The 20,977-nt window shown below is 63.6% G+C and carries 20 protein-coding genes, 1 tRNA gene and 1 pseudogene; 21 read left to right on the forward strand and 1 reads right to left on the reverse strand.

Going from position 1 to position 20,977, the window contains the following annotated elements:
- Nucleotides 1–98: 98 nt before the first annotated feature.
- The 21 genes and pseudogenes from JOY29_RS01575 (at nt 99) to JOY29_RS01670 (ending at nt 18,584) form a co-directional block, all read left to right on the forward strand.
- Nucleotides 99–485 (forward strand): MerC domain-containing protein, encoded by a 387-nt coding sequence (locus tag JOY29_RS01575; RefSeq protein ID WP_300974452.1) that lies wholly within the window; start codon nt 99–101, stop codon nt 483–485.
- 38 nt (nt 486–523) lie between these two features.
- Complete coding sequence (locus tag JOY29_RS01580; protein WP_300974453.1) at nt 524–982, forward strand: Fur family transcriptional regulator; 459 nt, start codon at nt 524–526, stop codon at nt 980–982.
- A gap of 84 nt (nt 983–1,066) precedes the next feature.
- Nucleotides 1,067–2,998 (forward strand): 1-deoxy-D-xylulose-5-phosphate synthase, encoded by a 1,932-nt coding sequence (dxs, locus tag JOY29_RS01585; RefSeq protein ID WP_300974454.1) that lies wholly within the window; start codon nt 1,067–1,069, stop codon nt 2,996–2,998.
- Nucleotides 2,999–3,058: 60 nt separating this feature from the next.
- On the forward strand, nt 3,059–3,223 hold the full coding sequence (locus JOY29_RS01590) for a GxxExxY protein (RefSeq protein ID WP_300975567.1): 165 nt from the start codon (nt 3,059–3,061) through the stop codon (nt 3,221–3,223).
- Nucleotides 3,224–3,284: 61 nt separating this feature from the next.
- Nucleotides 3,285–4,019, forward strand: coding sequence for a TlyA family RNA methyltransferase (locus tag JOY29_RS01595; protein ID WP_300974455.1), 735 nt, complete (start codon nt 3,285–3,287; stop codon nt 4,017–4,019).
- Between the two features lie 2 nt (nt 4,020–4,021).
- Nucleotides 4,022–4,564 (forward strand): TspO/MBR family protein, encoded by a 543-nt coding sequence (locus tag JOY29_RS01600; protein WP_300974456.1) that lies wholly within the window; start codon nt 4,022–4,024, stop codon nt 4,562–4,564.
- A 4-nt stretch (nt 4,565–4,568) separates the two neighbouring features.
- Nucleotides 4,569–4,883 (forward strand): accessory factor UbiK family protein, encoded by a 315-nt coding sequence (locus JOY29_RS01605; protein ID WP_300974457.1) that lies wholly within the window; start codon nt 4,569–4,571, stop codon nt 4,881–4,883.
- 5 nt (nt 4,884–4,888) lie between these two features.
- Nucleotides 4,889–5,401 carry a YbjN domain-containing protein gene (locus JOY29_RS01610; protein ID WP_300975568.1) on the forward strand — a complete coding sequence of 171 codons (513 nt, stop codon included), beginning with the start codon at nt 4,889–4,891 and terminating at the stop codon, nt 5,399–5,401.
- Nucleotides 5,402–5,480: 79 nt separating this feature from the next.
- The gene (locus JOY29_RS01615; protein ID WP_300974458.1) at nt 5,481–6,278 is read left to right on the forward strand and encodes a pyrroline-5-carboxylate reductase dimerization domain-containing protein; all 798 of its coding nucleotides are present in this window, start codon (nt 5,481–5,483) and stop codon (nt 6,276–6,278) included.
- A 55-nt stretch (nt 6,279–6,333) separates the two neighbouring features.
- Nucleotides 6,334–7,212 carry a branched-chain amino acid aminotransferase gene (locus tag JOY29_RS01620; RefSeq protein ID WP_300974459.1) on the forward strand — a complete coding sequence of 293 codons (879 nt, stop codon included), beginning with the start codon at nt 6,334–6,336 and terminating at the stop codon, nt 7,210–7,212.
- Between the two features lie 143 nt (nt 7,213–7,355).
- On the forward strand, nt 7,356–8,957 hold the full coding sequence (locus JOY29_RS01625; RefSeq protein ID WP_300974460.1) for an MFS transporter: 1,602 nt from the start codon (nt 7,356–7,358) through the stop codon (nt 8,955–8,957).
- A gap of 80 nt (nt 8,958–9,037) precedes the next feature.
- Nucleotides 9,038–11,464 (forward strand): EAL domain-containing protein, encoded by a 2,427-nt coding sequence (locus tag JOY29_RS01630; RefSeq protein ID WP_300974461.1) that lies wholly within the window; start codon nt 9,038–9,040, stop codon nt 11,462–11,464.
- Between the two features lie 102 nt (nt 11,465–11,566).
- Nucleotides 11,567–11,641: transfer RNA gene (locus tag JOY29_RS01635), tRNA-Gln, on the forward strand.
- A gap of 117 nt (nt 11,642–11,758) precedes the next feature.
- Nucleotides 11,759–11,938: pseudogene (locus tag JOY29_RS13995) on the forward strand (DUF6538 domain-containing protein); the annotation flags it as partial.
- A 21-nt stretch (nt 11,939–11,959) separates the two neighbouring features.
- Nucleotides 11,960–13,489, forward strand: coding sequence for a site-specific integrase (locus JOY29_RS01640; protein WP_300974462.1), 1,530 nt, complete (start codon nt 11,960–11,962; stop codon nt 13,487–13,489).
- Nucleotides 13,486–14,079, forward strand: coding sequence for a hypothetical protein (locus JOY29_RS01645; protein ID WP_300974463.1), 594 nt, complete (start codon nt 13,486–13,488; stop codon nt 14,077–14,079). The genes JOY29_RS01640 and JOY29_RS01645 overlap by 4 nt, the downstream gene beginning before the upstream one ends.
- Nucleotides 14,076–15,200, forward strand: coding sequence for a hypothetical protein (locus JOY29_RS01650; RefSeq protein WP_300974464.1), 1,125 nt, complete (start codon nt 14,076–14,078; stop codon nt 15,198–15,200). The genes JOY29_RS01645 and JOY29_RS01650 overlap by 4 nt, the downstream gene beginning before the upstream one ends.
- 341 nt (nt 15,201–15,541) lie before the next feature.
- Nucleotides 15,542–15,814 (forward strand): hypothetical protein, encoded by a 273-nt coding sequence (locus JOY29_RS01655; RefSeq protein WP_300974465.1) that lies wholly within the window; start codon nt 15,542–15,544, stop codon nt 15,812–15,814.
- A gap of 69 nt (nt 15,815–15,883) precedes the next feature.
- Nucleotides 15,884–16,948 (forward strand): hypothetical protein, encoded by a 1,065-nt coding sequence (locus JOY29_RS01660; protein WP_300974466.1) that lies wholly within the window; start codon nt 15,884–15,886, stop codon nt 16,946–16,948.
- 11 nt (nt 16,949–16,959) lie between these two features.
- Nucleotides 16,960–17,889, forward strand: a complete 930-nt coding sequence (locus JOY29_RS01665; RefSeq protein WP_300974467.1) for a zincin-like metallopeptidase domain-containing protein — start codon at nt 16,960–16,962, stop codon at nt 17,887–17,889.
- A 23-nt stretch (nt 17,890–17,912) separates the two neighbouring features.
- A complete protein-coding gene (locus JOY29_RS01670) occupies nt 17,913–18,584 on the forward strand; it encodes a protein phosphatase 2C domain-containing protein (RefSeq protein ID WP_300974468.1) in 672 nt (223 codons plus the stop codon).
- A gap of 138 nt (nt 18,585–18,722) precedes the next feature.
- Here JOY29_RS01670 and JOY29_RS01675 read toward each other — a convergent pair whose 3' ends face one another.
- A complete protein-coding gene (locus JOY29_RS01675; RefSeq protein ID WP_300974469.1) occupies nt 18,723–20,822 on the reverse strand; it encodes an AAA family ATPase in 2,100 nt (699 codons plus the stop codon).
- Nucleotides 20,823–20,977 lie beyond the last annotated feature (155 nt).

Below are 20,977 nucleotides of genomic sequence, written 5' to 3' on the forward strand. Positions count from 1 at the left end.
TATGGTCGCAGGCGAAAGCGCGGGCAAGCGGACCGAATGGCCAGGAGAGATGTTGTAACTTCGGCGATGTTGCACTATTACATTGCGGACGCGACGACATGAATCAGACACACGCCTCGACCCACACGTGGGACCGGCTGGCCATCGGCCTGTCAGGGCTGTGCCTCGTCCATTGCGTGGCGACCACCATCTTCCTCGCGGCCATGTCGGCCTTCGGCGGCCTGCTCGGCTCGCACTGGGTCCATGAGGTGGGCCTGACCCTTGCCATGACCCTCGGCGCCTTCGCGCTCGGCCGCGGCATGCTCGACCATGGCTTCATGATGCCGAGCGCGGTCGGCGGGCTCGGGCTGGGCGTGATGGCGGGGTCGCTGACCCTGCCGCACGACGGCACGGAGGCGGCGGCGACCATGCTCGGCGTGCTGATCCTGGCGCTTGGCCACGACCTCAACCGCCGCGGCACCTCGCACCCGTTCGGCCGCCGCTGATCCTTGTTTCGGAAGCCCGGCGGGCGTAACGATATCCCATGGCCAAGCATGATCATCACCTGCACGGCGGCGACGCGCTCAAGAGCGCCGCGCGCGACACCCTGACCGCCAGCGGCGAGCAGTGGACGGGGATGCGCGAGGCGGTGTTCGACGCCCTGGCCGGCTTCGATCGCCCGGCCAGCGCCTATGACATCGCCGAGGCCGTCTCCAAGGCGCAGGGGCGGCGCGTCGCGGCCAACAGCGTCTACCGAATCCTCGACCTGTTCGTCGGTGCCAACCTGGCGCGGAGGGTCGAGAGCGCCAACGCCTATGTGGCGAACGCCCATCCGGCCTGCCTGCACGACTGCATTTTCCTCATCTGCGACACGTGCGGACAGGCAAAGCATCTCGACAACGACCGGATCGCCGACGACGTGCGCAAGGCGGCGGAGCAGAGCGGCTTCGCGCCGCGCCAGCCGGTGATCGAAGTGCGCGGCACCTGCGCCGACTGCGGCTGAGGAGCCGAAAAAGTTCAGCTTTGCGGCTAGGGCCTTAGGTCTCTATTCGACTTCCGCGGATCATGAGGGTAGGTGATTTCCCTTATGAGTTCGCGCCCCCACACTCCGCTCCTCGACACGGTCCATTATCCGGCCGACATCCGCCGCCTCGACAAGAGCCTGCTGCCGCAGTTGTGCGACGAGCTTCGCAACGAGGTGATTTCGGCCGTGTCGGTGACCGGCGGCCACCTTGGCGCCGGTCTCGGAGTCGTCGAACTGACGGTTGCAATCCACTATGTGTTCGACACGCCGAGCGACAAGCTGGTCTGGGACGTCGGCCATCAATGCTACCCGCACAAGGTGGTGACCGGCCGCCGCGACCGCATCCGCACGCTCCGCATGGGCGGGGGCCTCAGCGGCTTCACCAAGCGGACCGAGAGCGAATATGACGCGTTCGGCGCTGCCCACAGCTCGACCAGCATCTCGGCGGCGCTCGGCTTCGCGGTCGCGTCGAAGCTCGAGGGCGCCAATCGCCGCGCCATCGCGGTGATCGGCGACGGCGCCGCCACCGCCGGCATGGCGTTCGAGGCGATGAACAATGCGGCCGAGGGCGGAAGCCGCCTGATCGTCATTCTCAACGACAATGACATGTCGATCGCGCCGCCGGTCGGCAACCTGCGCAACGCGCTCGCCCGGCTGGTGTCGAGCAACAAGTATCTCAGCCCCCGCAAGCTCGCCGCGCGGCTCGCCGGCCACCTGCCGCGGCCCGTCCGCAATGCCGCCGAGCGGCTCGAGGAATATGCCCGCGGCATGATGACCGGGGGCACGCTCTTCGAGGAACTGGGCTTTTATTACGTCGGTCCGGTCGACGGCCATGACGTGATCAGCCTGGTCGAGATCCTCGAGAATGTCCGCGACAGCGATCACGGGCCGATGCTGATCCATGCCGTGACCCAGAAGGGCAAGGGCTACGCCCCGGCCGAGAGCAGCGCCGACAAATATCATGGCGTGGTCAAGTTCGACGTCGTCACCGGCAAGCAGGACAAGGGCCCGGGCGGCGGCCCGCCGGCCTACACCAAGGTGTTCGCCGATGCCCTCGTCGCCGAGGCCAGTCGCGACGAGAAGATCGTCGCCATTACCGCCGCCATGCCGGGCGGCACCGGGCTCGACATCTTCGAGAAGGCCCATCCGGAGCGGACTTTCGACGTCGGCATCGCCGAGCAGCATGCCGTGACCTTCGCCGCCGGCCTCGCCGCTGAGGGCTTCCGGCCGTTCTGCGCCATTTATTCGACCTTCCTCCAGCGCGCCTACGACCAGGTGGTCCACGACGTCGCCATCCAGAATTTGCCGGTGCGTTTCGCGATGGATCGTGCCGGGCTGGTCGGCGCGGACGGCGCGACGCATGCCGGCAGCTTCGACCTCGCCTATCTCTGCACGCTGCCCAATTTCGTCGTCATGGCGGCGGCCGACGAGGTCGAGCTGACCCACATGGTTCACACCATGGCGCTGCACGACAGTGGGCCAATCGCAGTCCGCTATCCGCGCGGCAACGGGCGCGGACTGGCGATGCCGGCCGAGCCCCAGCAGCTGGAGATCGGCAAAGGCCGACTCGTTCGCGAAGGCAAGACGGTCGCCATCCTGTCGCTCGGTACCCGGCTGGAGGAGGCCGAGAAGGCCGCCGAGCAGCTCGAAGCCATGGGCCTGTCGACCACCGTCGCCGACCTCCGCTTCGCCAAGCCACTGGACGAGGCGCTGATCCGCAAGCTTCTGACCACCCACGAAGTGGCGGTGACGGTCGAGGAAGCGGCGGTCGGCGGGTTCGGCGCCCACGTGCTGACCATGGCCAGCGACGAGGGGCTGATCGACGCCGGCCTCAAGCTGCGCACCATGCGCCTGCCGGACAGCTTCCAGGACCAGGACAGCCCGGCCAAGCAGTATGACGAAGCCAGGCTCAACGCCCCGCACATCGTCGACACGGTGCTGAAGGCGCTGCGGCGGAACAGTGTCGGGGTGGAGAACGAGGTCCGGGCCTTGTGAGGCAAAAGGCAGTCTGAACGCGAAGGCGCGAAGAAGTGAAGGAAGGCGCGAAGGACGTTCATCGAGGTCGAGGCGCTGGAGCGCCTTGCCTCCATCCACAGCGCGCAACTCCTCACCTATCTGCGCTTGTCGAGACAACCCGTAGGATTGCTGATGAACTTCGGTGAGGAAACCTTCCGCCAAGGGCTGCGCCGGGTCGTCAACAGCATGGCAGGCTCTTCATGACCCTTCGCGCCTTTCTTTCTCCCTCGCGCCTTCGCGTCCAGACTGCCTTCTTCCTTCGGCCATGAAGCAGCGTGTCGATCAGGTTCTGGTTGATCGAGGGCTGGTGGAAAGCCGGTCGAAGGCGCAGGCGCTGATCATGGCGGGGCTTGTCTTCGCGGGGGAGCGGAAGGTGGCGAAGGCGGGGGAGACGGTCGCTTCTGATGCGCCGCTCGAGGTGCGGGGGAAGGATCATCCGTGGGTCAGCCGGGGCGGGCTCAAGCTGGTCGGCGGGCTCGATCACTTCGGGATCGATCCGGCGGGCCTGACCTGTCTCGACGTGGGATCGTCGACGGGGGGCTTCACCGACGTGCTGCTGAGCCGGGGCGCGGCCAAGGTCTATGCGGTGGACGTCGGGACCAACCAGCTCGCCTGGAAGCTGCGTCAGGATCCGCGGGTGGTTGTCCACGAGCAGACCAATGCACGCCACCTGACGGACGAACAGGTTCCCGAGGGTATCGACCTGCTGGTGTGCGACGCAAGCTTCATCGCGCTTCACAAGGTGCTCGACAAAGCGGTTGATTTCGTTCGCGAAGGGGGGCGGGCGCTGCTGCTCGTCAAGCCGCAGTTCGAGGCCGGGCGGGCGGAAGTGGAAAAGGGCGGGGTTGTCCGCGACGAGGCCGTCCACCAGCGGGTCGTGGCGGACGCGGAACAATGGATCGCTTCGCGGGGGTGGCGTGTTCTTGGGACGACGCGTAGCCCGATCACCGGTCCCGAGGGCAATGTCGAGTTCCTGCTGGCCGCACGGAAAGGACAGTGACCTTGGCGACCCATCCGACCACCGAGCCGAGGCGCTGGCGCTGGTGGCAATATGCGCTGATCACGGTGCCGCTGATCGTGGTCGCCGGCAACCTGTCCGGGCTGCTGTCAAACAGCGGCTTCGGCAATCCCTGGTTCGATGCGGTCGAGAAGCCGGGCTTCATGCCGCCGGGCTGGGTGTTCGGCGTCGTCTGGACCACGCTCTACACCCTGATGGGCATCGCCGTGGCGATCGTGCTCGCCGCGCCGGATAGTCGCGTGCGGCGGATCGGGCTGACCATCTTCTTCGTCCAGCTGGCGCTCAACTATGCCTGGTCGCCGATCTTCTTCGGCGCCGGGGCGATCGACTGGGGCCTGGTGGTGATCATCGCCATGGTGGTCGCGGCGGGCCTGGCGTTCAGCCTGTTCTGGCGCGTGAAACGGGTAGCGGGGCTGCTGCTTCTGCCCTATCTGGCATGGCTGTGCCTGGCGACCGCGCTCAACTTCGAGATCGGCCGCCTCAATCCGGGTGCCGACCGGGCGCCGCTGGGAATCACTGGGGGTTGAACCAATGCAATCGCAGAACCGCTTCTTCGAGGATTTCGTCAAGATCGTGAACGGCGCGGCTGGAACCGTTGCCGGCATGACGCGCGAGGCGCAGGACGGCATGCGCGAGCGGATGAAGGAATGGGTGGCGGGAATGGACTTCGTCTCCCGCGACGAGTTCGAGGCGGTCAAGACGATGGCGGCCACCGCCCGCGAGGAAGTCGAGGCGCTCAAGGCCGACATCGCGGCGCTGAAGGGTGCCAAGGCCCGCAAGACTCCGGCGGGCGATGCGAAGGCACCGCCGGTTGGCACTACGGGCGTCGAAACGCCCGAGGAGTGAGCGCTCTGGCGAACGAAGACGAAGGCGGGCATGAGGAGCGCGACGACGGCGCTCCGATCGAAGTGCTCGAAGCCTATTTCGAAGCGCGCGGCTGGGTCTGCGAACGGACCGGCGACGGCGAGATCGTCGCGTCGGCGCCGGGCAGCTGGGCCCAATATGAGCTGCGCGGCGTGTGGCGGCCCGACGACCAGGTGCTGCAGTTCCTCGCCTTTCCGGACGTCAAGGTTGCCGCCGACAAGCGCGCCGCCATGTACGAGACCCTGGGGCTGGTGAACGAGCAGCTGTGGCTTGGCCATTTCGAGCTCTGGTCGAACAGCGGCCTGATCGTCTTTCGCTACGCGGCGCTGATCGACGGCGGCGAGGACGGCCTCAGCTTCGAACAGGCCGAGGCGATCAGCGAGGCGGCGCTTGAGGAGTGCGAGCGCTTCTACCCGGTGTTCCAGTTCGTCCTGTGGGGCGGCAAGAGCCCGAGCGAGGCGATCAGCGCCGCACTGATCGAAACGGCCGGGGAGGCCTGATACCCTGGCGAAAGCCGGGGCCCGCTGCAATTGGAGCCAGTGACACAACCCCGGCTTTCGACGGGGAACGAGGAGCAATATGTCCAAGCACAATCTCTTCGTCGGCTGCGGCAACATGGGGCAGGCGATGGCGGCCGGCTGGCTGCTCGCCGGCGAGGATGCCAACAGCTTCACCGCAGTCCGGCCAAGCGGCACGCCGGTGCCGGGGATCCGGACCGTGCAGCGCCTTGGCGAAATCGACCGGCCGCCGGACCGGCTGATCCTCGGCTTCAAGCCCCAGCAGCTGCGCGACCTTTCGTCCGACGTGGCGCGCTGGGCGACACGTGACACGGTCGTCGTCTCGATGCTCGCCGGGGCCGACATGGCGATCTTGCGCCAGCTCTTCCCGTCGGCGCGGGCACTCGTGAGGGTGATGCCCAATCTTCCGGTGGCCGTGCGGCGCGGCGTTCTGCCGCTGCTTGCGTCCGATCCCGAGGACAAGGCACTTCAGGCCGAACTCCAGCCCTGGTTCTCGATGCTCGGCTTCGCGCCCTGGTGTGCGTCGGAGGAGGAGTTCGGCGCCATTGGCTTCGTCGCCGGGTCCACGCCGGCCTATGTGGCCCGCTTCATCGCCGCCTTCGCCGCCGCTGGCGAGGGCAGGGGGCTCGATTCCGGCCTCGCACTCACCGCCGCCCGCGAGGCGGTGCTCGGTTCGGCCTGGCTGGCGGCCACGAGCGGAGAGCCGATGGCCGAACTGGCTCGGCGGGTCACCAGTCCGAGGGGGACGACCGAGGCTGGGCTCAAGGTGCTCGACGCCGAGTTGCCGGGCCTGATCGACCGGACCCTCGGCGCCGCAACGTCTCGTTCGGCAGAGCTTGCCGCGGAGATCCGGGGCTAGGATCGTTGCGCCGCCGCCCGCCCGCGCCTAAGCGCCACTCGAACGATTTGGGGATATGGACGTGAGCTTCGACGACCGCGACGGCATGATCTGGTTCGACGGCAAGCTGGTGCCGTGGCGCGAGGCCAACGTCCACATCCTGACTCATGCGCTTCATTATGCGTCGAGCGTGTTCGAGGGCCAGCGCGCCTATGGCGGCAAGATCTTCCGCCTCAGCGACCACAGCGCCCGGCTGAAGCGGTCGGCCGAGCTGATCGGGTTCGAGATTCCCTGGACGGTCGAGGAGATCGACGCCGCCTGCGAGGCGGTGCTCCTCGCCAACAATCTTACCGACGCCTACATGCGCCCGGTCGCCTGGCGCGGGTCGGAGAGCATGGGGGTGAACCCGATCGGAACCCGCCCGCACCTCGCCATCGCGGCCTGGAACTGGGGCAAATACTACCCGCCCGAAAAGGCCGCCAAGGGCATCCGCCTCGACATCGCGCCGTGGCGGCGACCGGCTCCCTACACCGCGCCGGTGCACAGCAAGGCTTCGGGTCTCTACATGATCGCCAGCATGTCCAAGGCCCATGCCGATGCACGCGGGTTCGACGATGCGCTGATGATGGACTGGCGCGGGCAGGTAGCCGAGGCAACCGGCGCCAACGCCTTCTTCATTCGTGACAATGTCATCCACACGCCGACGCCAGACTGCTTCCTCAACGGCATCACGCGCCAGACCCTGATCGAGCTGGCCAGGAAACGCGGCATCGAGGTGCAGGAGCGGACCATCTGGCCGGAGGAGCTGGAAAGCTTCCAGAGCTTCTTCCTGACCGGCTCGGCGGCCGAGGTGACCTTTGTCCAGTCGGCAGGTCCGTGGAGCTTCGAGATCGGCGCGCTGCAGCAGCAGCTGGCGCAGGATTACGACGACCTGGTGAACGGGCGACAGGCGTAATCCTGGTCCCCTGCGGAGGCAGGGGCTGTTCTCAGCACCGCAGGCCATGAAGCCGCTGGGTTCCTGCTCGCGCAGGAGAACAAGCCTGCTTGCCCTCCTTTTCCGCCCCGCTACAAACCTGCGCCGGGAGGGAAATCGATCATATGGCCACGACTGCCGCATCCGACACCTACGTCGTCGATCCCAAGCGTGACCGGCTGGTGATCACCGCCAGCGCGCTCGGGACGGTGTTCGAATGGTATGATTTCTTTCTTTACGGCATTCTCGCAGCATTGCTCGGCAAGCTGTTCTTTCCGGCCGACAATCCCACCGCTGCGACGCTTGCGAGCCTGGCCGCGTTCGGCGCCGGCTTCGGGGTCCGGCCGCTCGGCGCTTTGCTGTTCGGCTGGTTTGGCGACAAGGTCGGGCGCAAATATACCTTCCTCGTCACCATCACCCTGATGGGCGGCGCGACGGCGGCGATCGGCGCGCTTCCCACCTATGCCGCTGCCGGCCTTGCGGCACCGGTGCTGCTGGTGCTGCTGCGCCTGCTGCAGGGCCTTGCGCTTGGCGGCGAATATGGCGGCGCGGCCATCTACGTCGCCGAGCATGCGCCGCCCGGCAAGCGCGGCCAGTATACCAGCTGGATCCAGGTCAGCGTGGTCGGCGGGTTCCTGCTCTGCCTCATGGTGGTCCTCGTCTGCCGTCACGCTATGAGCCCTGAGCAGTTCGAGGCGTGGGGCTGGCGCGTGCCCTTCCTCATCAGCCTGCTGCTCCTTGCCATCTCGCTCTACATCCGCCTGAAACTGTCCGAGAGCCCGGTGTTCAAGGCGATGAAGGAGAGCGGCCAGGTCAGCCGCAATCCCTTCAGGGACAGCCTCACCTATCCCGGCAACATCAAGCGCGTGTTCGTCGCTCTGTTCGGCGTCGCCGCGGGCCTCACCGTCATCTATTACACCAGCCAGTTCGGGACGCTCTACTTCCTGCAGGGGACGGCCCGGGTCGCCGAGGAAGAGGCCCTGCTCTACATGGCGGTAGGCGCGCTGCTCGCGGCGCCGCTCTACGTCGGCTTCGGCGCCCTGTCGGATCGGGTCGGCCGCAAGAAGTTGCTGCTGCTCGGTTACGGACTGACCCTGGTGCTATTGTTCCCGCTGTTCCACCTGATGGCGGACGGGGCCAATCCGGCGCTCAAGCGTGCGACCGAGACCAACCCCGTGACGCTGACGGTCAGCAAGTCCTGCGATTACAGCGTGTTCGCGCCCAAGCAGGTGCAGGACTGCGCCAAGGCTCAGGCCTTCCTTGCCAAGCGGGGCATCTCCTATGCCACCGTTGCCAGCGGTGAAGCCGGGGGCGGGGCGGCGATCCAGGTCGGCCCGTCGCGCGTCGATGGCTTCGACGAGAAGGCCTATGTCGCCGCGCTCGCCGCCGCCGGCTATCCCGACAAGGCCGATCCGGCCGAGAAGGTGCGCTGGAAGATCATCCTTGCGATCGCAACGATGGTCGCGCTGTCGGCCATGACCTATGGCCAAGTCGCGGCGATCCTGGTCGAACTGTTCCCGGCGCGCATCCGCTACACGTCGATGAGCGTGCCCTATCATATCGGCACAGGCTATTTCGGAGGCTTCCTGCCCTTCATCAGCCAGTATATCGTGGTCCGGACAGGCGATGCCTTTGCCGGTCTGTGGTACACGATCGCAGTGGTCGCCATGGCGTTCGTGGTCAGCCTGATCTGGCTTCCCGAAACCCACCGCACGGCCCTGGAATAGAACCGATCCGGAAGCGATCATCCCGCAAATTTCGCTTCAGTCTTCAGAGTTTTTTCGCATCTGCCCCCTAAACGAAATGCGTGGCGGAGATCCGTTCATTGCAGCACAGCGGCTGGCCGGGGCGCTTCGCTCCACCGGTTGATCTGCTGCAGCTCTGCTTCCTGAAGCCACCGAGCGACAGTCTCGGGCAACGTCTCCGCCAGGGACAGGTTGACGCGCTCGTCCGGCTCGTGCCGCTGACCATCACCGTCAACGTACTGGCCGCGCTGATCCTGGGTGCCTGCCTGTGGCGCGACGTGCCGCACTGGGAGGTCGGCCTCTGGCTCGGCACCCTGACTCTCTTCTGCCTGGTCCGGCAGGCCAGGGTTGTCCGGCTCAAGCGCGATCCCGCCTATGCCGCTGCCAACCCGCCGAGCATCCGCACCATCCTCCCGCCGATCCAGTTCCTCAGCCTGCTGTGGGTTGCGCCGGTCGTCCTGTGGTTCGATGCCGCTCCTACGAGCGACCGGATGATCATGATCCTGGTCCTGTTCGGCATTGCCAGCGGAGCGAGCGTCACCCTTTCGACCGTGCCGCCGGCCGCGCTCTGCTACGTCGCGACCATCACGCTCGGCGGGCTCATCAGCATGTCGCGGCTCGACCCGGTGACGATTCCGGTGCTTCTGCCGCTGTTCGCCGCTTTGCTGACCTATGCGGTCATGTGGAATGCCCGCCAGTTCGCCGGGCACCTCGCCGCCACCCTGGTGCTTGAGGAGAAGGCCGAACTCATCACCCTTCTTCGCGAATTCGATGCTTCGGGCAGCGAATGGCTGTGGGAACTGGGTCCCGACCTTTGCCTGACGCGGGTGTCGAACAGCCTTGCCGACGCGGTTGGTGTGACCCCAGACCAGCTGGTCGGCCGTTCGGTGGAGGATCTGCTCGATCCGCAGGGGCAGGTGGCGGCGGTATCCGCAGGCATGCGGAGCATGCTGGAGTCGTTGCGATCGGCACGCCCGTTCCGCGATCTCGCCATCCCGGCGCGCAGTGGCCGTGCCTGGTGGTCGCTATCAGGCAAACCCCTCCTTGATGCGGAAGGTCGCCTGCTCGGTTGGCGCGGCGTCGGCAGCGACATCACGGCGTCACGCCTGACCGGCCACGACAGCGTCACCGCGGCCCGTCACGACCTCATGACCGGCCTCGCCAACCGGCTGCTGATCAGGGAATTGCTCGAGGAAGCGTTGCTCAGGTACCGCGCCGGCCATGGCGGCTGCGCGCTGATGCTGGTCGACCTCGACCGCTTCAAGCTGGTCAACGACACGCTCGGCCACGGAATTGGCGACGAGCTGCTGTGCGAGGTGGCGCGCAGGCTCGAGAAGGTGGCCGCGGGCCCGCGCGTCGGACGGCTCGGCGGTGACGAATTCGCGCTGGTGCTGACCGCCGGCTGCAGCCGTGGCCAGCTGGCGAACCTCGCCGACGAGGTCATCCGGTCCCTGTCGGCGCCGTATCGGATCGGTTCCTCCGACCTCAACATCGGCGCCACCATCGGCATTGCCATCGCTCCCTCCGACGGAGCGACCGAGGAAGCGCTCACCCGCAGTGCCGACCTTGCCCTCTACAGTGCCAAGAAAGCGGGAAGGGGGAGCTTTCACTTCTTCGCGCGGTGCATGGCCGAGCAGGCCGCCGCCAATCGGGCGCTGGAGAGCGACCTTCGTTCGGCGCTGAAGGGCGGCGAGCTCAGCCTCGCCTATCAGCCGATCGTCGACGCCGACGGCCATCAGGTGCTCGCACGGGAAGCGCTGCTGCGCTGGACCCATCCGTTGCGTGGCGAGGTGCCGCCAGACCTGTTCGTGCCGGTCATTGAGGATGCCGGGCTGATCGGGCAGGTCGGCAACTGGGTTTTGCGCGAAGCGTGCCGGGAAGCGGTCGGCTGGCCGGACGGCGCGCGCGTCGCGGTCAATGTGTCGAGCGCCCAGCTCGCCGCCGGCCCGGTGCTGGTCGGTCACGTCATCCACGCGCTCGCCAGCAGCGGGCTTCCGGCCGAGCGGCTGGAGCTGGAAGTGACGGAAAGCATCTTCCTTGCCGACGACAGCACCACCAGGGCGACGCTCGGCCAGCTTCGCGCGCTCGGCGTGCGGCTGGTGCTGGACGATTTCGGCATGGGCTATTCCAACTATGCCTGCCTGGTTGGGGGCGACTTCAGCAAGGTCAAGATCGACCGCAGCTTCACCGTCGCGGCGGCCATGCCCGGTCGTCCTGCCGAGCGTGCCATCGTCGAGTCCATCCTGACCCTCGCCCGCGGCCTGCACATCGAGGTCACCGCCGAGGGGATCGAGACGGTCGAGCAGGCCGAGGCCATGACCGCGCTCGGCTGCGGCCAGCTTCAGGGCTATCTGTTCGGCCGTCCCGCCATCCCGACCGGCCGATCGCCAGCAAGCGACCTCACCCTTGGCAGATCCTCGGACCTCCCGGCCACGGCAGCATCGCCCAATTTGCCGCTCCTCCCCAACAAGGAGAGCCGAGCCGCCTGAATTGCCACGGGACGGCTGCGAGTATCTCGCTCCACGGCAGCCTGGGGCACAACCAAACGGGCTTCACGCGCCCGTCCGGGCCGCTATAAGCCGCCCGCGCACTGGGGCGTCGCCAAGTGGTAAGGCACCGGTTTTTGGTACCGGCATTCGCAGGTTCGAATCCTGCCGCCCCAGCCAGTTTCCACCTAAGCTGTTGAAAAACAAAGGCGCGGTAGGCGCCTGAACAGCTCGGGATGGGGTTTTGCTACAAAAGCCTGCTACAAAAGTTTGCTACAAAAAGCGGCTGGGCCGCGCATGAGGAGGGTGCCTAACACCATCCGACGTAGCGGCACGTACTATTTCCGAAGGGGCGTTCCTGCTGAGCTCCGGCCTGCTTTGAGACGCCGTGAGCTGTCTTGCAGCTTGAGAACCAACGATCCAGGGCTTGCGCATCGGCGCTCACGATCGCTTTATCTAAAATCGGAGGCGTTGTTCGGTCTCCTCAGGGGTAGACCGATGCTGGATGAGCGGCAGATCGAAGCGCTGGTAAAACGCTTCTATGAGTTCGAGCTTGAAGAGGAAAATAGACTGCGCCTCTCAACCGGCGTTCAGTTCGACGAGGCCAACCGGCAAGCCGCCATCGGCTACTATGAGCGGCTCGGCTCTGACATCAAGGCAGCATTGGCCAGAAATGAGCTCGAGAGCGCTGGTAAATGGGTAAGCGACCTGCTCGAGCGGGAAGGCCTCACAGCAGAACTCGACGAGCTTAGTAGATCCAGGCTGCAGCAAGCTGTGCTTCGGGCGAGTGTCGACGTCGCGTCGGCAATGAAGAAGCGGTTCGAGGGCGAGTTTCACTACCAGCCGCAAGATCCGATCTTGCTCGCCGATAGCCAGCAGCCTGCTTCAGTGATGAAGGCGGCGCAAGCAACTGATTCTGCGGGCGAAGCCGCGATTTCACCTTCATTTAGCGACGCCGCTGAGGAGTACCGACAGAGACGCATTCGATTGAGGAGCTGGGACGGGCAGACGGCCTTGCAAGCACGAAAGACCTACGAGCTCTTTGTTCAAATCTGCGACGACCGCCCGTTGGCCGCTTATACACGGCAGGATGCAGCACGCTTCATCCGAACACTTCAGGAGTTGCCCAGAGACTACGGGAAAGCGCGCAGGTACCGCAGGCTCACTCCGGCTCAGATCGTCGAGATCGCTCTCGGAGAAGAAGGTTCCGAGCGCCTCTCGCCTCGAACCGTGCAGCGGCATCATTCGGCACTAGCGGCCCTGTGGCGTGACGAAGTTGAAGCCGGCCGGCTCTCCGAGAGCATCTTCGGGCAATTTCGTTTTGAGGGCGGCAAAAGAGCAAAAGACCAGCGGCAGCACTGGCCCACGGAAAAGCTCAGATTGCTCTTTGGGAGTCCTGTCTGGTCCGGCTGCAAGTCGGATGCTCGCCGATCGAAAGCTGGCCCATATATTTATCGCGACGAGAAGTTCTGGATACCTCTGATTGGCCTATTCTCGGCCATGCGTGAGGAGGAGATCTGTCAGCTCCACCTCGTCGACGTCAGGCAAGAAAGAAACATTTGGATCTTCGACCTTAATGATCGGCCGCCCCGAAAGCTCAAGAACGCCACGGCGAGGCGTCACGTGCCGCTCCATCGAGAGCTCCTCGGGATGGGGCTCATTGAATATGTGCAAGACCTTGCCGCCAAGGGCGAGACTCGCTTGTTCCCATCGTTGAAGCCTGGTGGGGCAGACGGTCGCTTTGGGCACGGGTTCAGCAAGTGGTTCGGTCATTACCGGCGTGGCATAGGTCTTTATGAGCGAGGTCTCGACTTCCACTCACTGCGTCACACCGCGATCACGCTCCTCGAGCAAGCCGATGTACGCCGCGAGATGGTGGCAGCCATCGCGGGGCAGGTCGTCCCCGGAGAGACTGCCAGATACATGAAAGGGTTTCGCGTTGAGCAACTGAAGGAGGCCATAGATTTGCTTGACCCGCAAGTTGATCTGCCGTTCTTGAGTTTAGATCAGCAGCGTCTTTCGAAATGAAAAATGACATGTACCGTGAACGAACTTCGAAAGCTTGGTTCAAGCCGCTATTGCTGGCAGCTTTATTGGCTAGTGGCGGCTTCTACTTGTACAGCCGATCAGCGTCCAAGCAGGTCGATTTAAGTAGCAAACTAGCCAGCCTAACGCCCGAAGAGCAGCTCTCAGGTCGCATTGCGCTCGCACAAAGCATGGCTGACTTTTCCAGTTTACGATCTCGCGAGGTTTCGTTGCGAGCGAAGCAGGACAGCCTTGCTCAGATGAGCCACTTCCATTCAAAGTATAGCGGGTTCACCCCTCTTACCGGTTCCACCGTGCAGCAGATGCATGAGGAACGAAATGCAATTCTGCGACGTGAAGCTGCCACGATCGGCACCGGAAGCGACCTCCTGCGCGCAACTCTACCGATGCTCAAACAAGCTGAAAAAATGAGGTTGGCAGAAGGACAAGTCGCTTTTGCCGACTTTGATACCGCAGCCCGGTCCGCTCTTAGCGCCTTCCGGAAGAGCCGGCACGTCAGCAAAGAGGAGCGGATCGAGTTCGAGCGAGCATTCAATCGCCTCAGCGCCCCTACAAGTTCACCTGCGTCGTGACTCAAGGCGTTCTTTACATGGTGGATGTGGACGGCGGGCTTCGCCGGATGGCTCCTTCCGCTCCCGCAAGCGAGGATCAGATGCAGATGCTGGTTGCGCGATATCCGGAGCTGATTACCGACGGCGACGGAGACCTTCTGCTGATTAAGCGAGAGCAGGCGATTGCTGATCGCGAGGATAGTAGTGGTCGTTGGTCACTCGATCATTTGTTTGTCACCCGCGAGGGAGTGCCGGTGCTCGTAGAGCTGAAACGCGCGGTCGACACCCGTCTGCGCCGCGAAGTCGTCGGTCAAATGATGGATTATGCCGCGAACGGGACCGTCTACTGGCAAGGCGGGCGTGTTGCTGAAGCGTTTGCAGCAACAGCAGCAGCCAGTGGCGGAAATCCTGATCAGCTCCTTTCCGAGTTCCTGGGCGACGCTGATCCCGAAGAGTTCTGGCGGCAGGTCGACAGCAACATGAAGGCTGGGCGGGTGAAGCTCGTCTTTGTTGCCGATAATATCCCACGCGAGCTTGCGCGCATTGTCGAGTTTTTGAATGATCAAATGCGCGCAGATGTGCGCGCCGTCGAGCTTCGCTGGTTTTCGGACAACGCTGGCACAACGACCTTAAGCCCGCGCATCATCGGCGAGACCGAGCGCGCAGCAGCCGCAAAGGCCGCTGCAACGGGTGTTGTTTCGATGGACCGGGCGTCTTGGATCGCGGAGTATATGGCTCCGTTCGGTGAGGAGATGCTGCGGGCCACGGACAAGTACATCGAGATCATCGAGGCCGCAGGGGGCGATGCTCTGGTCGCCTCCACAAATGGCTCAATCCTGTCCAGCTTTCCGGGAGCCGATGGTAAGTGGTTTTATCCATTCCATCTCTGGAAGCAAAAGGCTGGGGGGCAGCTCTCGATCAGCCTCGGCTATCTCAAGGACCGAGCAGCGTTCGCGGACGAAGCTGTCCGCCAGCAACTATATGATCGCGCGACCGCGATCTTTGGACCGCTGAGCACAAGAACGCTCAAGGGATTTCCGGGTGTGCCAGTCACGCGCCTCAACGATCCCAAAGTGGCCGCGGGTTTCCGCGGTCTTGTCCAAGAAGTTCTGGCCTTGGGGGCGGGGCAGAAAGCGACCTAATTCGCACTCTAGGGGAGTTGCCGCTGAAGCAACACACCAAACCGGTGTCGCTGTTGGACGGCCGTCCTTACCTTTATATCCCGCTATCCCGCTCTCCTCTCCTGCCCCCTTGCGCCTTCACCTACTCTGCCACTGCTTCTTCCGTCCTTCCGATCTTCCACTCTTTGTGCCTCTCTACCTTTCCATCATCCTTTCTTCCCTTCGCCTTCGTTGGGGAGGGGTGATTTAGATTTTGTGCGGTGGGGCGGACAGTGGCCAGTCTGAAGAGCTAACCCGGCCACCATCTATATCTCTCCGAAACCTTCCTCTTCTGGGAAGGTAAACCTTCGGAGACTTCACCAATGAGTTTTCAGAATATGCCGCCGGCGGGACCGCGGCCCGGTGACTCGCCACAGATGACAGCGGCGCTCGACCGCTTGATGGTGGAGGGCGCCGACGCCCGCCGCCCCGTCGGCAACGATCACCAAATCAAGGTCACATGGGACATCAATTACTACCCCGACAAAGGCACTATCCTTCCTGATCGAGGGAGCAAACTTGCCGTTTTCGGTCTCGATGCTCTGATTAAGTACCTTCGTGAGACTGGCCGTCTGCCAGCTACCCAGAGCGTGTAATCTCGTCGCCCATTCCTGCGAATCCTCTGTTGTGGGCCCTGACCCGGGCCCAAGACGGAGGATTCGTACATGGCCTTCGAGCCAAGCAGCCAATCTTGTCAGTTACCCCTCATTCCTGCCGAAGTCCTGAAAAAGCATCGGGTCTTTGAAGCCTTCGACAACCGCTTCCGCGCTTGTGCTCGCCTCCTGCAGGCGCTCTGGCGCGAAAGCCAACAGCTTCCCATCGGCAGTCACGAGACACGCGATGGTCGCCAGCGCCGCATTGGCTCCCTCATTAGCAGTGCCGCCGCCGACGCCGGCCGGAACTTCCTATCTCCAGAAGTCGCCCACCTCGTTCGTCGTGAGACCATCTATCAAGAACGCGGTGCGCTCATCGACAAGCGCCGGCTGTACGGCAACCTCCTCTCGAGCATGCCGCTAGCCTTCAACGTCTTCGCGCCCTTGCGCCTAAACCGGCGCCTTGCCGAGAAGGTTATCCGTAGCCTCATTCCTGGCATTGACCTCAGTGAAGTGCTCGATGTCCGTTTCGAGCACAGCCCCGGCCGAAACCATGCCGAGCTTACCGATGACCGGACGGCATTCGATGTGGCCATTCAATACCGTCGTTCAGATGGAGGGCTCGGGCTGCTGGCCATTGAGGTCAAGTACAGCGAAACTGGCGCAGAAGGCGCAGGCGAACTCAGCGGGCGATACGACGAGCTTGCTGTCGCATCCGAGCTTTACAAGAGCCCCTTGAGCGCCGTGCTTCGTACCGCCGGATGTCAGCAGCTCTTCCGCGAGCACTTGCTCACTTTTGCAGCGCTATATCGAGGCGATTACGCCGAAGCGCGGTTCATCCTCGCGGCTCCCCGCCAGAACCACCTCGTGCAACAGGCGGCACAGCTATATGCCTCGCATCTGCTCGAGCCCGGACCTGGCGCCGTGCCCTTCATGAATGTCGAACTCGAACAACTTATCGAGGCAATCGGCTGGGCGGGTGAGCTTGATTACGCGTACGCACTCCACGACCGCTATCTGAACTGGTTCAAGCTCGATGCTGTGGTCGAGGAAGCGCTGCGCGCTAAGCCCGGTTCATGGACACTAGCAGCGCCGCCGGTGCGTCCGCCGCTGGCTCTTGTTTCGCGAGCAGCCTGAGAGAAGCCACCATGCGGACGAGCGACCTCTTCGAGCGGATCACCGGCAGGATCATCGCCGCGATGGAAGCCGGTGTCGGGGAATACATCATGCCCTGGCACCGGTGGGGCGAAGCCACCGGCATGCCCATCAATGCGATATCGAGTCGCCCGTACCGGGGCATCAACACCTTGTTGCTTTGGGCAGCTGCCGAGCTCGATGGTCATTCATCAGGGCGCTGGGCCACCTACCGGCAGTGGACTGCTGCAGGCGCTCAGGTTCGCAAGGGTGAGAAGGCGACAGCCATCGTGTTCTGGAAGACGGCCACCAATGAGGCCGACGAGGATAATGGCAATGCTGAGGAGGGCGCTTCGCGGCCGAAGTTCATTGGTCGGGTCTATCAGGTCTTCAACGCGGACCAGGTCGACGGTGACAAGCACGCCAATGCCGTCGCGAGCCAATCCGTGGCTGAGCGGATTGCGGCAGCCGAGGGCTTCTTCGCAGCTTGCGCAGCCAAGGTTGAGCACGGTGGCGACCAGGCTTTCTACATGCCCGTCCAAGACCGCATCCAGATGCCGCGGTTCGAGCAATTTCGTGATCCTGAAAGCTACTACTCCGTCTTAGGTCACGAGCATGTTCATTGGACGGGTGCCGACCATCGGCTCGCGCGGGATCTTCGAAATCGCTTTGGGACAGATGCCTACGCGATCGAGGAGCTCATCGCTGAGCTCGGCTCCGCGTTTCTCGCGGGTCACCTCGGCCTCGCCGTTGAACCACGACCGGATCATGCCGCATATCTCGCGAATTGGCTCCGGGTGCTTCGAAATGACTCCCGTGCTGTCGTGACGGCTGCTGCGAAGGCTCAGCAAGCCGTCGACTTCCTCATCGATCTAGCAGGCTGCGACCAAGACGTGGGAGCTGGCGTCCAGGGTGGGAGCTGCGAGCGATTGATTGCGGCATGACGAGCTCCGGTGTGAAAGCCTGCGTGGCCTCGGACGTCGGCAGAGTCCGAGCAAACAACGAGGACAGATGTGCTGTTTCGGCGGCGGCGGGCTGCGTAACTGGCTGGCGCGGTGTTCTTGCGTCAGAAGGTGGTTGGGCTGTTCTTGCCGACGGGGTTGGCGGCCACGTTGCAGGCGAAGTTGCTGCGACCCTGGCGATCGAAGTGATGCGCCCGCTACTGGCAGGAGTGCGGACCGATGAAGATGTCCAACGTGCCGTGAACGCTGCCGACCAAGCGATCTTCATGGCGATGGACATGCGCCCCGAGCTTCGAGGAATGGCCACGACGATAGCTGGCGCAGTTTTCCAGTCCGGCCAGGTAATCACTTTTAACGCCGGCGACAGTCGTGCCTACTCATTCGAAAATGGCACCCTGACCCAGAGGAGCAAGGACGACGTTAGGCGGGGTGGGGCGCTGCTGCAGTGCCTCGGCGGCTTCCAGGAGCCAGTCCCACTCTTTGTTCATGTGCGCCACTTCAAATCCAGCGCAAGCGTGTTGCTTTGCTCTGATGGATTGACCGATCTCTTGCCGGATAAGAAAATCGAGGCGCTCCTGCGGCAAAATCCCGACGATCCGGCTCGAGCACTAGTCGACGCAGCGTTGGCAGCCGGCGGGCACGACAACGTCTCGGTAATCTTCATGGCGCCTAGCTAACGATCTTTCCTGCTGAAAATCTCTTGCACGAGGAGAGAGCCGGACCGACCTTTGGCGACCGGCCTTGACCGCGCGAATACGTCAAATGAATCGAAGCGGCGCTTTAAAAAGTCACTGAGTTTCGCGCCATGATTCGGCTTAGGTGGTCGCCGTCTTTGCCGACCACCACGGCGTCCAGCTTCGCGCGCGCTCTCGCGGATCATCGGGCCATTGCTTCTGAAGCGCTTCCATTTCCTCGGCGAAGCGCCTGTCTGCTACTGGCCCGGCCTCACGACCAATATATTCGACACGGCGGACCCGATCCTCGCGTGCGGCGATTTCCCGCACCCGGTCCTTGTGCTCGTCCAGCTCCCAACCACAGTAAAGGTAGGACCAGGCCATGTCCTTGAAGGCCGAAAGCAGCTTCATCTTGTTCTTCTCAGCAGCGATGCGCGCTGCCCGGTCAATCGAGTGACTAACACCAACGACTTTCTTGGTCATCGGCTCGCCTGGCTCGGCGTTGCCCGTAAGCCCGAGCAGTTCACGCAGCGGCTTGCGGGTCCCTTCATCAGCCCAATGGTCAATGCGTGGATCGAGACTAGACCAGAGCTGACGCATGCGCTCCCACTGGAACTTCTGCCGGGACTTGTCGCGCGCCACCGTGTTTCTCGGCTGCGGGTTCCACCAACGAGCGGCGACGGTGATCTCTGCGTCAGGATGCTTCCAGAGCTTGGCTGCCAGCCAACGCTCCGCAAGCCCTAGGTGCTCATACGGCACGTGCAGCGCGAGGCGGCAGCGGATCACACCGGTCAATCGATGATTGCTATATAGCCAATGATACTGACGATCACCGGCATCGCCCGCCCAGTCCTGAATTCGAAGCCCAAGTTCATGTGTCAGCCGCGAAATGGCCTTAGCGGCGGCGTCTTCCAGCCTTTCCTTTGGAGCACGGACTTCCAAATCGATTGCACCATTGATCACCCGTCCATGATGCTGCCCCAGGAAGCTGACGGCGTCCGCCAGCCGCTCGATGTCACTGTGCGATCGGTAAGATCCCGATGTGCTTGGTTCTTTGGTGGCCGACTTCCTGGACCGGCCGCGATATTCCCGATGACGTCGCGCGGGATCAGCGTCGTTCGCCGGATGAAGTGCCAGTGCCTTGCTCGGGGTGATGAGCCGGTTGAACTGGTGAAGCTTGATCGCGAGCGACGCATCGTCATCGATCAGCGATGGCTCGATCAACCAGAAGTTCAGGAGCTCCTGCCAGTAGTCCTCCGGTTTCAAGCCGTCGGCGCGCGCGCCCAAGTTGAAGCCGTGCACCAGTTCGCTTCGGTCTGAAGGTCCCATGAGGTGGAAGGCAGGGTTCACATGATTGTGGAGGCGGGGGCTGCTTACCTCGAAATTGTAGAGGAAGAGCAAGAATTGCTTGATCGCGCGAGCTTTCTCGCGCGGGAGCGCTGGCCAAGCTGAAATCGCCTCGAATTGCCGGGTAAGGTCATGCGCGATCACCGCGTCGACATAGGCGATCAGGTGATCGATCCAGCCGAGCGAAAGGGCGGTCTTGAGTAGCCCTGGAGTCAGGTGGCCGCGGGCGGCCACGCTATCGAGAGCCATCACCAGCTCGCGTGCCGAACCTCGGCCCATGCTGACAAGCATGTCCAGCGCAGCAGGCTCGTAGGTGATCCCCTCGTTGCCGCAGATTCGCTTAGCAAGGTTGAACAGGTCAGCATTTGGCACCAGCCTTAGCGGAACGATGAGACAGCGGGACCGGAGCGCTGGCCGGACGGACTCGAGCTCCGTGGTCGCGCAGATGAAGAAGCGGCCTTTGCGAGGACGTTCCACTTCAGCCAGCAGCACGTCCGCGGCCTTTGACTGAAGCCCGTGAACCTCGTCGATGAACACACCATACTTGTTCCACGGGACCGTGCTCAGCAGGGTCTCGGCGAACTTGGTGACATCGGAGTCGTCCCAGCGGGCACCACTGAACTCATACAAATGGAAGGGCGTGAGCCCACTTTTGCAGTCGACACAGGTTCCGCACGGCGATGGGGTCGGTGCCGCACAATGCCGGGCCATGGCGAAGATGCGCGCCAGCGTCGTCTTCCCGGTCCCCGGCGGACCGTGGATCAATATGGGAGGAGGGCTCTCCTGGCTCACGAGCGGACTTAAGAGTCTTATCGCCGCATCTTGCGCGACAACGTCGGTGAAGCGCTGCGGCTGGTGGCGGACCACCAGCGGGACCACTTGGGTCTTTGGCATCACTCGGCCGATCCTTTAGGCAGAGACCCCGGGCCCGCCATTGGACAAGGGTCTGGCTCGTCTGGATCATCGCCCCAGAGGGTGCGAACCAATGCACTCGCAGGCCCTTCCCCAGGCTCAATGATCCACTTTCCTTCCATGTCGCGGAAATCTTC

Source organism: Sphingomonas sp. LHG3406-1 (assembly GCF_029637485.1).
GTDB lineage: Bacteria > Pseudomonadota > Alphaproteobacteria > Sphingomonadales > Sphingomonadaceae > Sphingomicrobium.

Excerpts from the sequence above, each read along its gene's own strand:
- JOY29_RS01575 (WP_300974452.1), top strand. The coding sequence starts at position 99 with ATGAATCAGACACACGCCTCGACCCACACGTGGGACCGGCTGGCCATC.
- JOY29_RS01580 (WP_300974453.1), top strand. The coding sequence starts at position 524 with ATGGCCAAGCATGATCATCACCTGCACGGCGGCGACGCGCTCAAGAGC.
- dxs (WP_300974454.1), top strand. The coding sequence starts at position 1,067 with ATGAGTTCGCGCCCCCACACTCCGCTCCTCGACACGGTCCATTATCCG.
- JOY29_RS01595 (WP_300974455.1), top strand. The coding sequence starts at position 3,285 with ATGAAGCAGCGTGTCGATCAGGTTCTGGTTGATCGAGGGCTGGTGGAA.
- JOY29_RS01605 (WP_300974457.1), top strand. The coding sequence starts at position 4,569 with ATGCAATCGCAGAACCGCTTCTTCGAGGATTTCGTCAAGATCGTGAAC.
- JOY29_RS01615 (WP_300974458.1), top strand. The coding sequence starts at position 5,481 with ATGTCCAAGCACAATCTCTTCGTCGGCTGCGGCAACATGGGGCAGGCG.
- JOY29_RS01620 (WP_300974459.1), top strand. The coding sequence starts at position 6,334 with ATGGACGTGAGCTTCGACGACCGCGACGGCATGATCTGGTTCGACGGC.
- JOY29_RS01625 (WP_300974460.1), top strand. The coding sequence starts at position 7,356 with ATGGCCACGACTGCCGCATCCGACACCTACGTCGTCGATCCCAAGCGT.
- JOY29_RS01640 (WP_300974462.1), top strand. The coding sequence starts at position 11,960 with ATGCTGGATGAGCGGCAGATCGAAGCGCTGGTAAAACGCTTCTATGAG.
- JOY29_RS01645 (WP_300974463.1), top strand. The coding sequence starts at position 13,486 with ATGAAAAATGACATGTACCGTGAACGAACTTCGAAAGCTTGGTTCAAG.
- JOY29_RS01655 (WP_300974465.1), top strand. The coding sequence starts at position 15,542 with ATGAGTTTTCAGAATATGCCGCCGGCGGGACCGCGGCCCGGTGACTCG.
- JOY29_RS01660 (WP_300974466.1), top strand. The coding sequence starts at position 15,884 with ATGGCCTTCGAGCCAAGCAGCCAATCTTGTCAGTTACCCCTCATTCCT.
- JOY29_RS01665 (WP_300974467.1), top strand. The coding sequence starts at position 16,960 with ATGCGGACGAGCGACCTCTTCGAGCGGATCACCGGCAGGATCATCGCC.
- JOY29_RS01675 (WP_300974469.1), bottom strand. The coding sequence starts at position 20,822 with ATGCCAAAGACCCAAGTGGTCCCGCTGGTGGTCCGCCACCAGCCGCAG.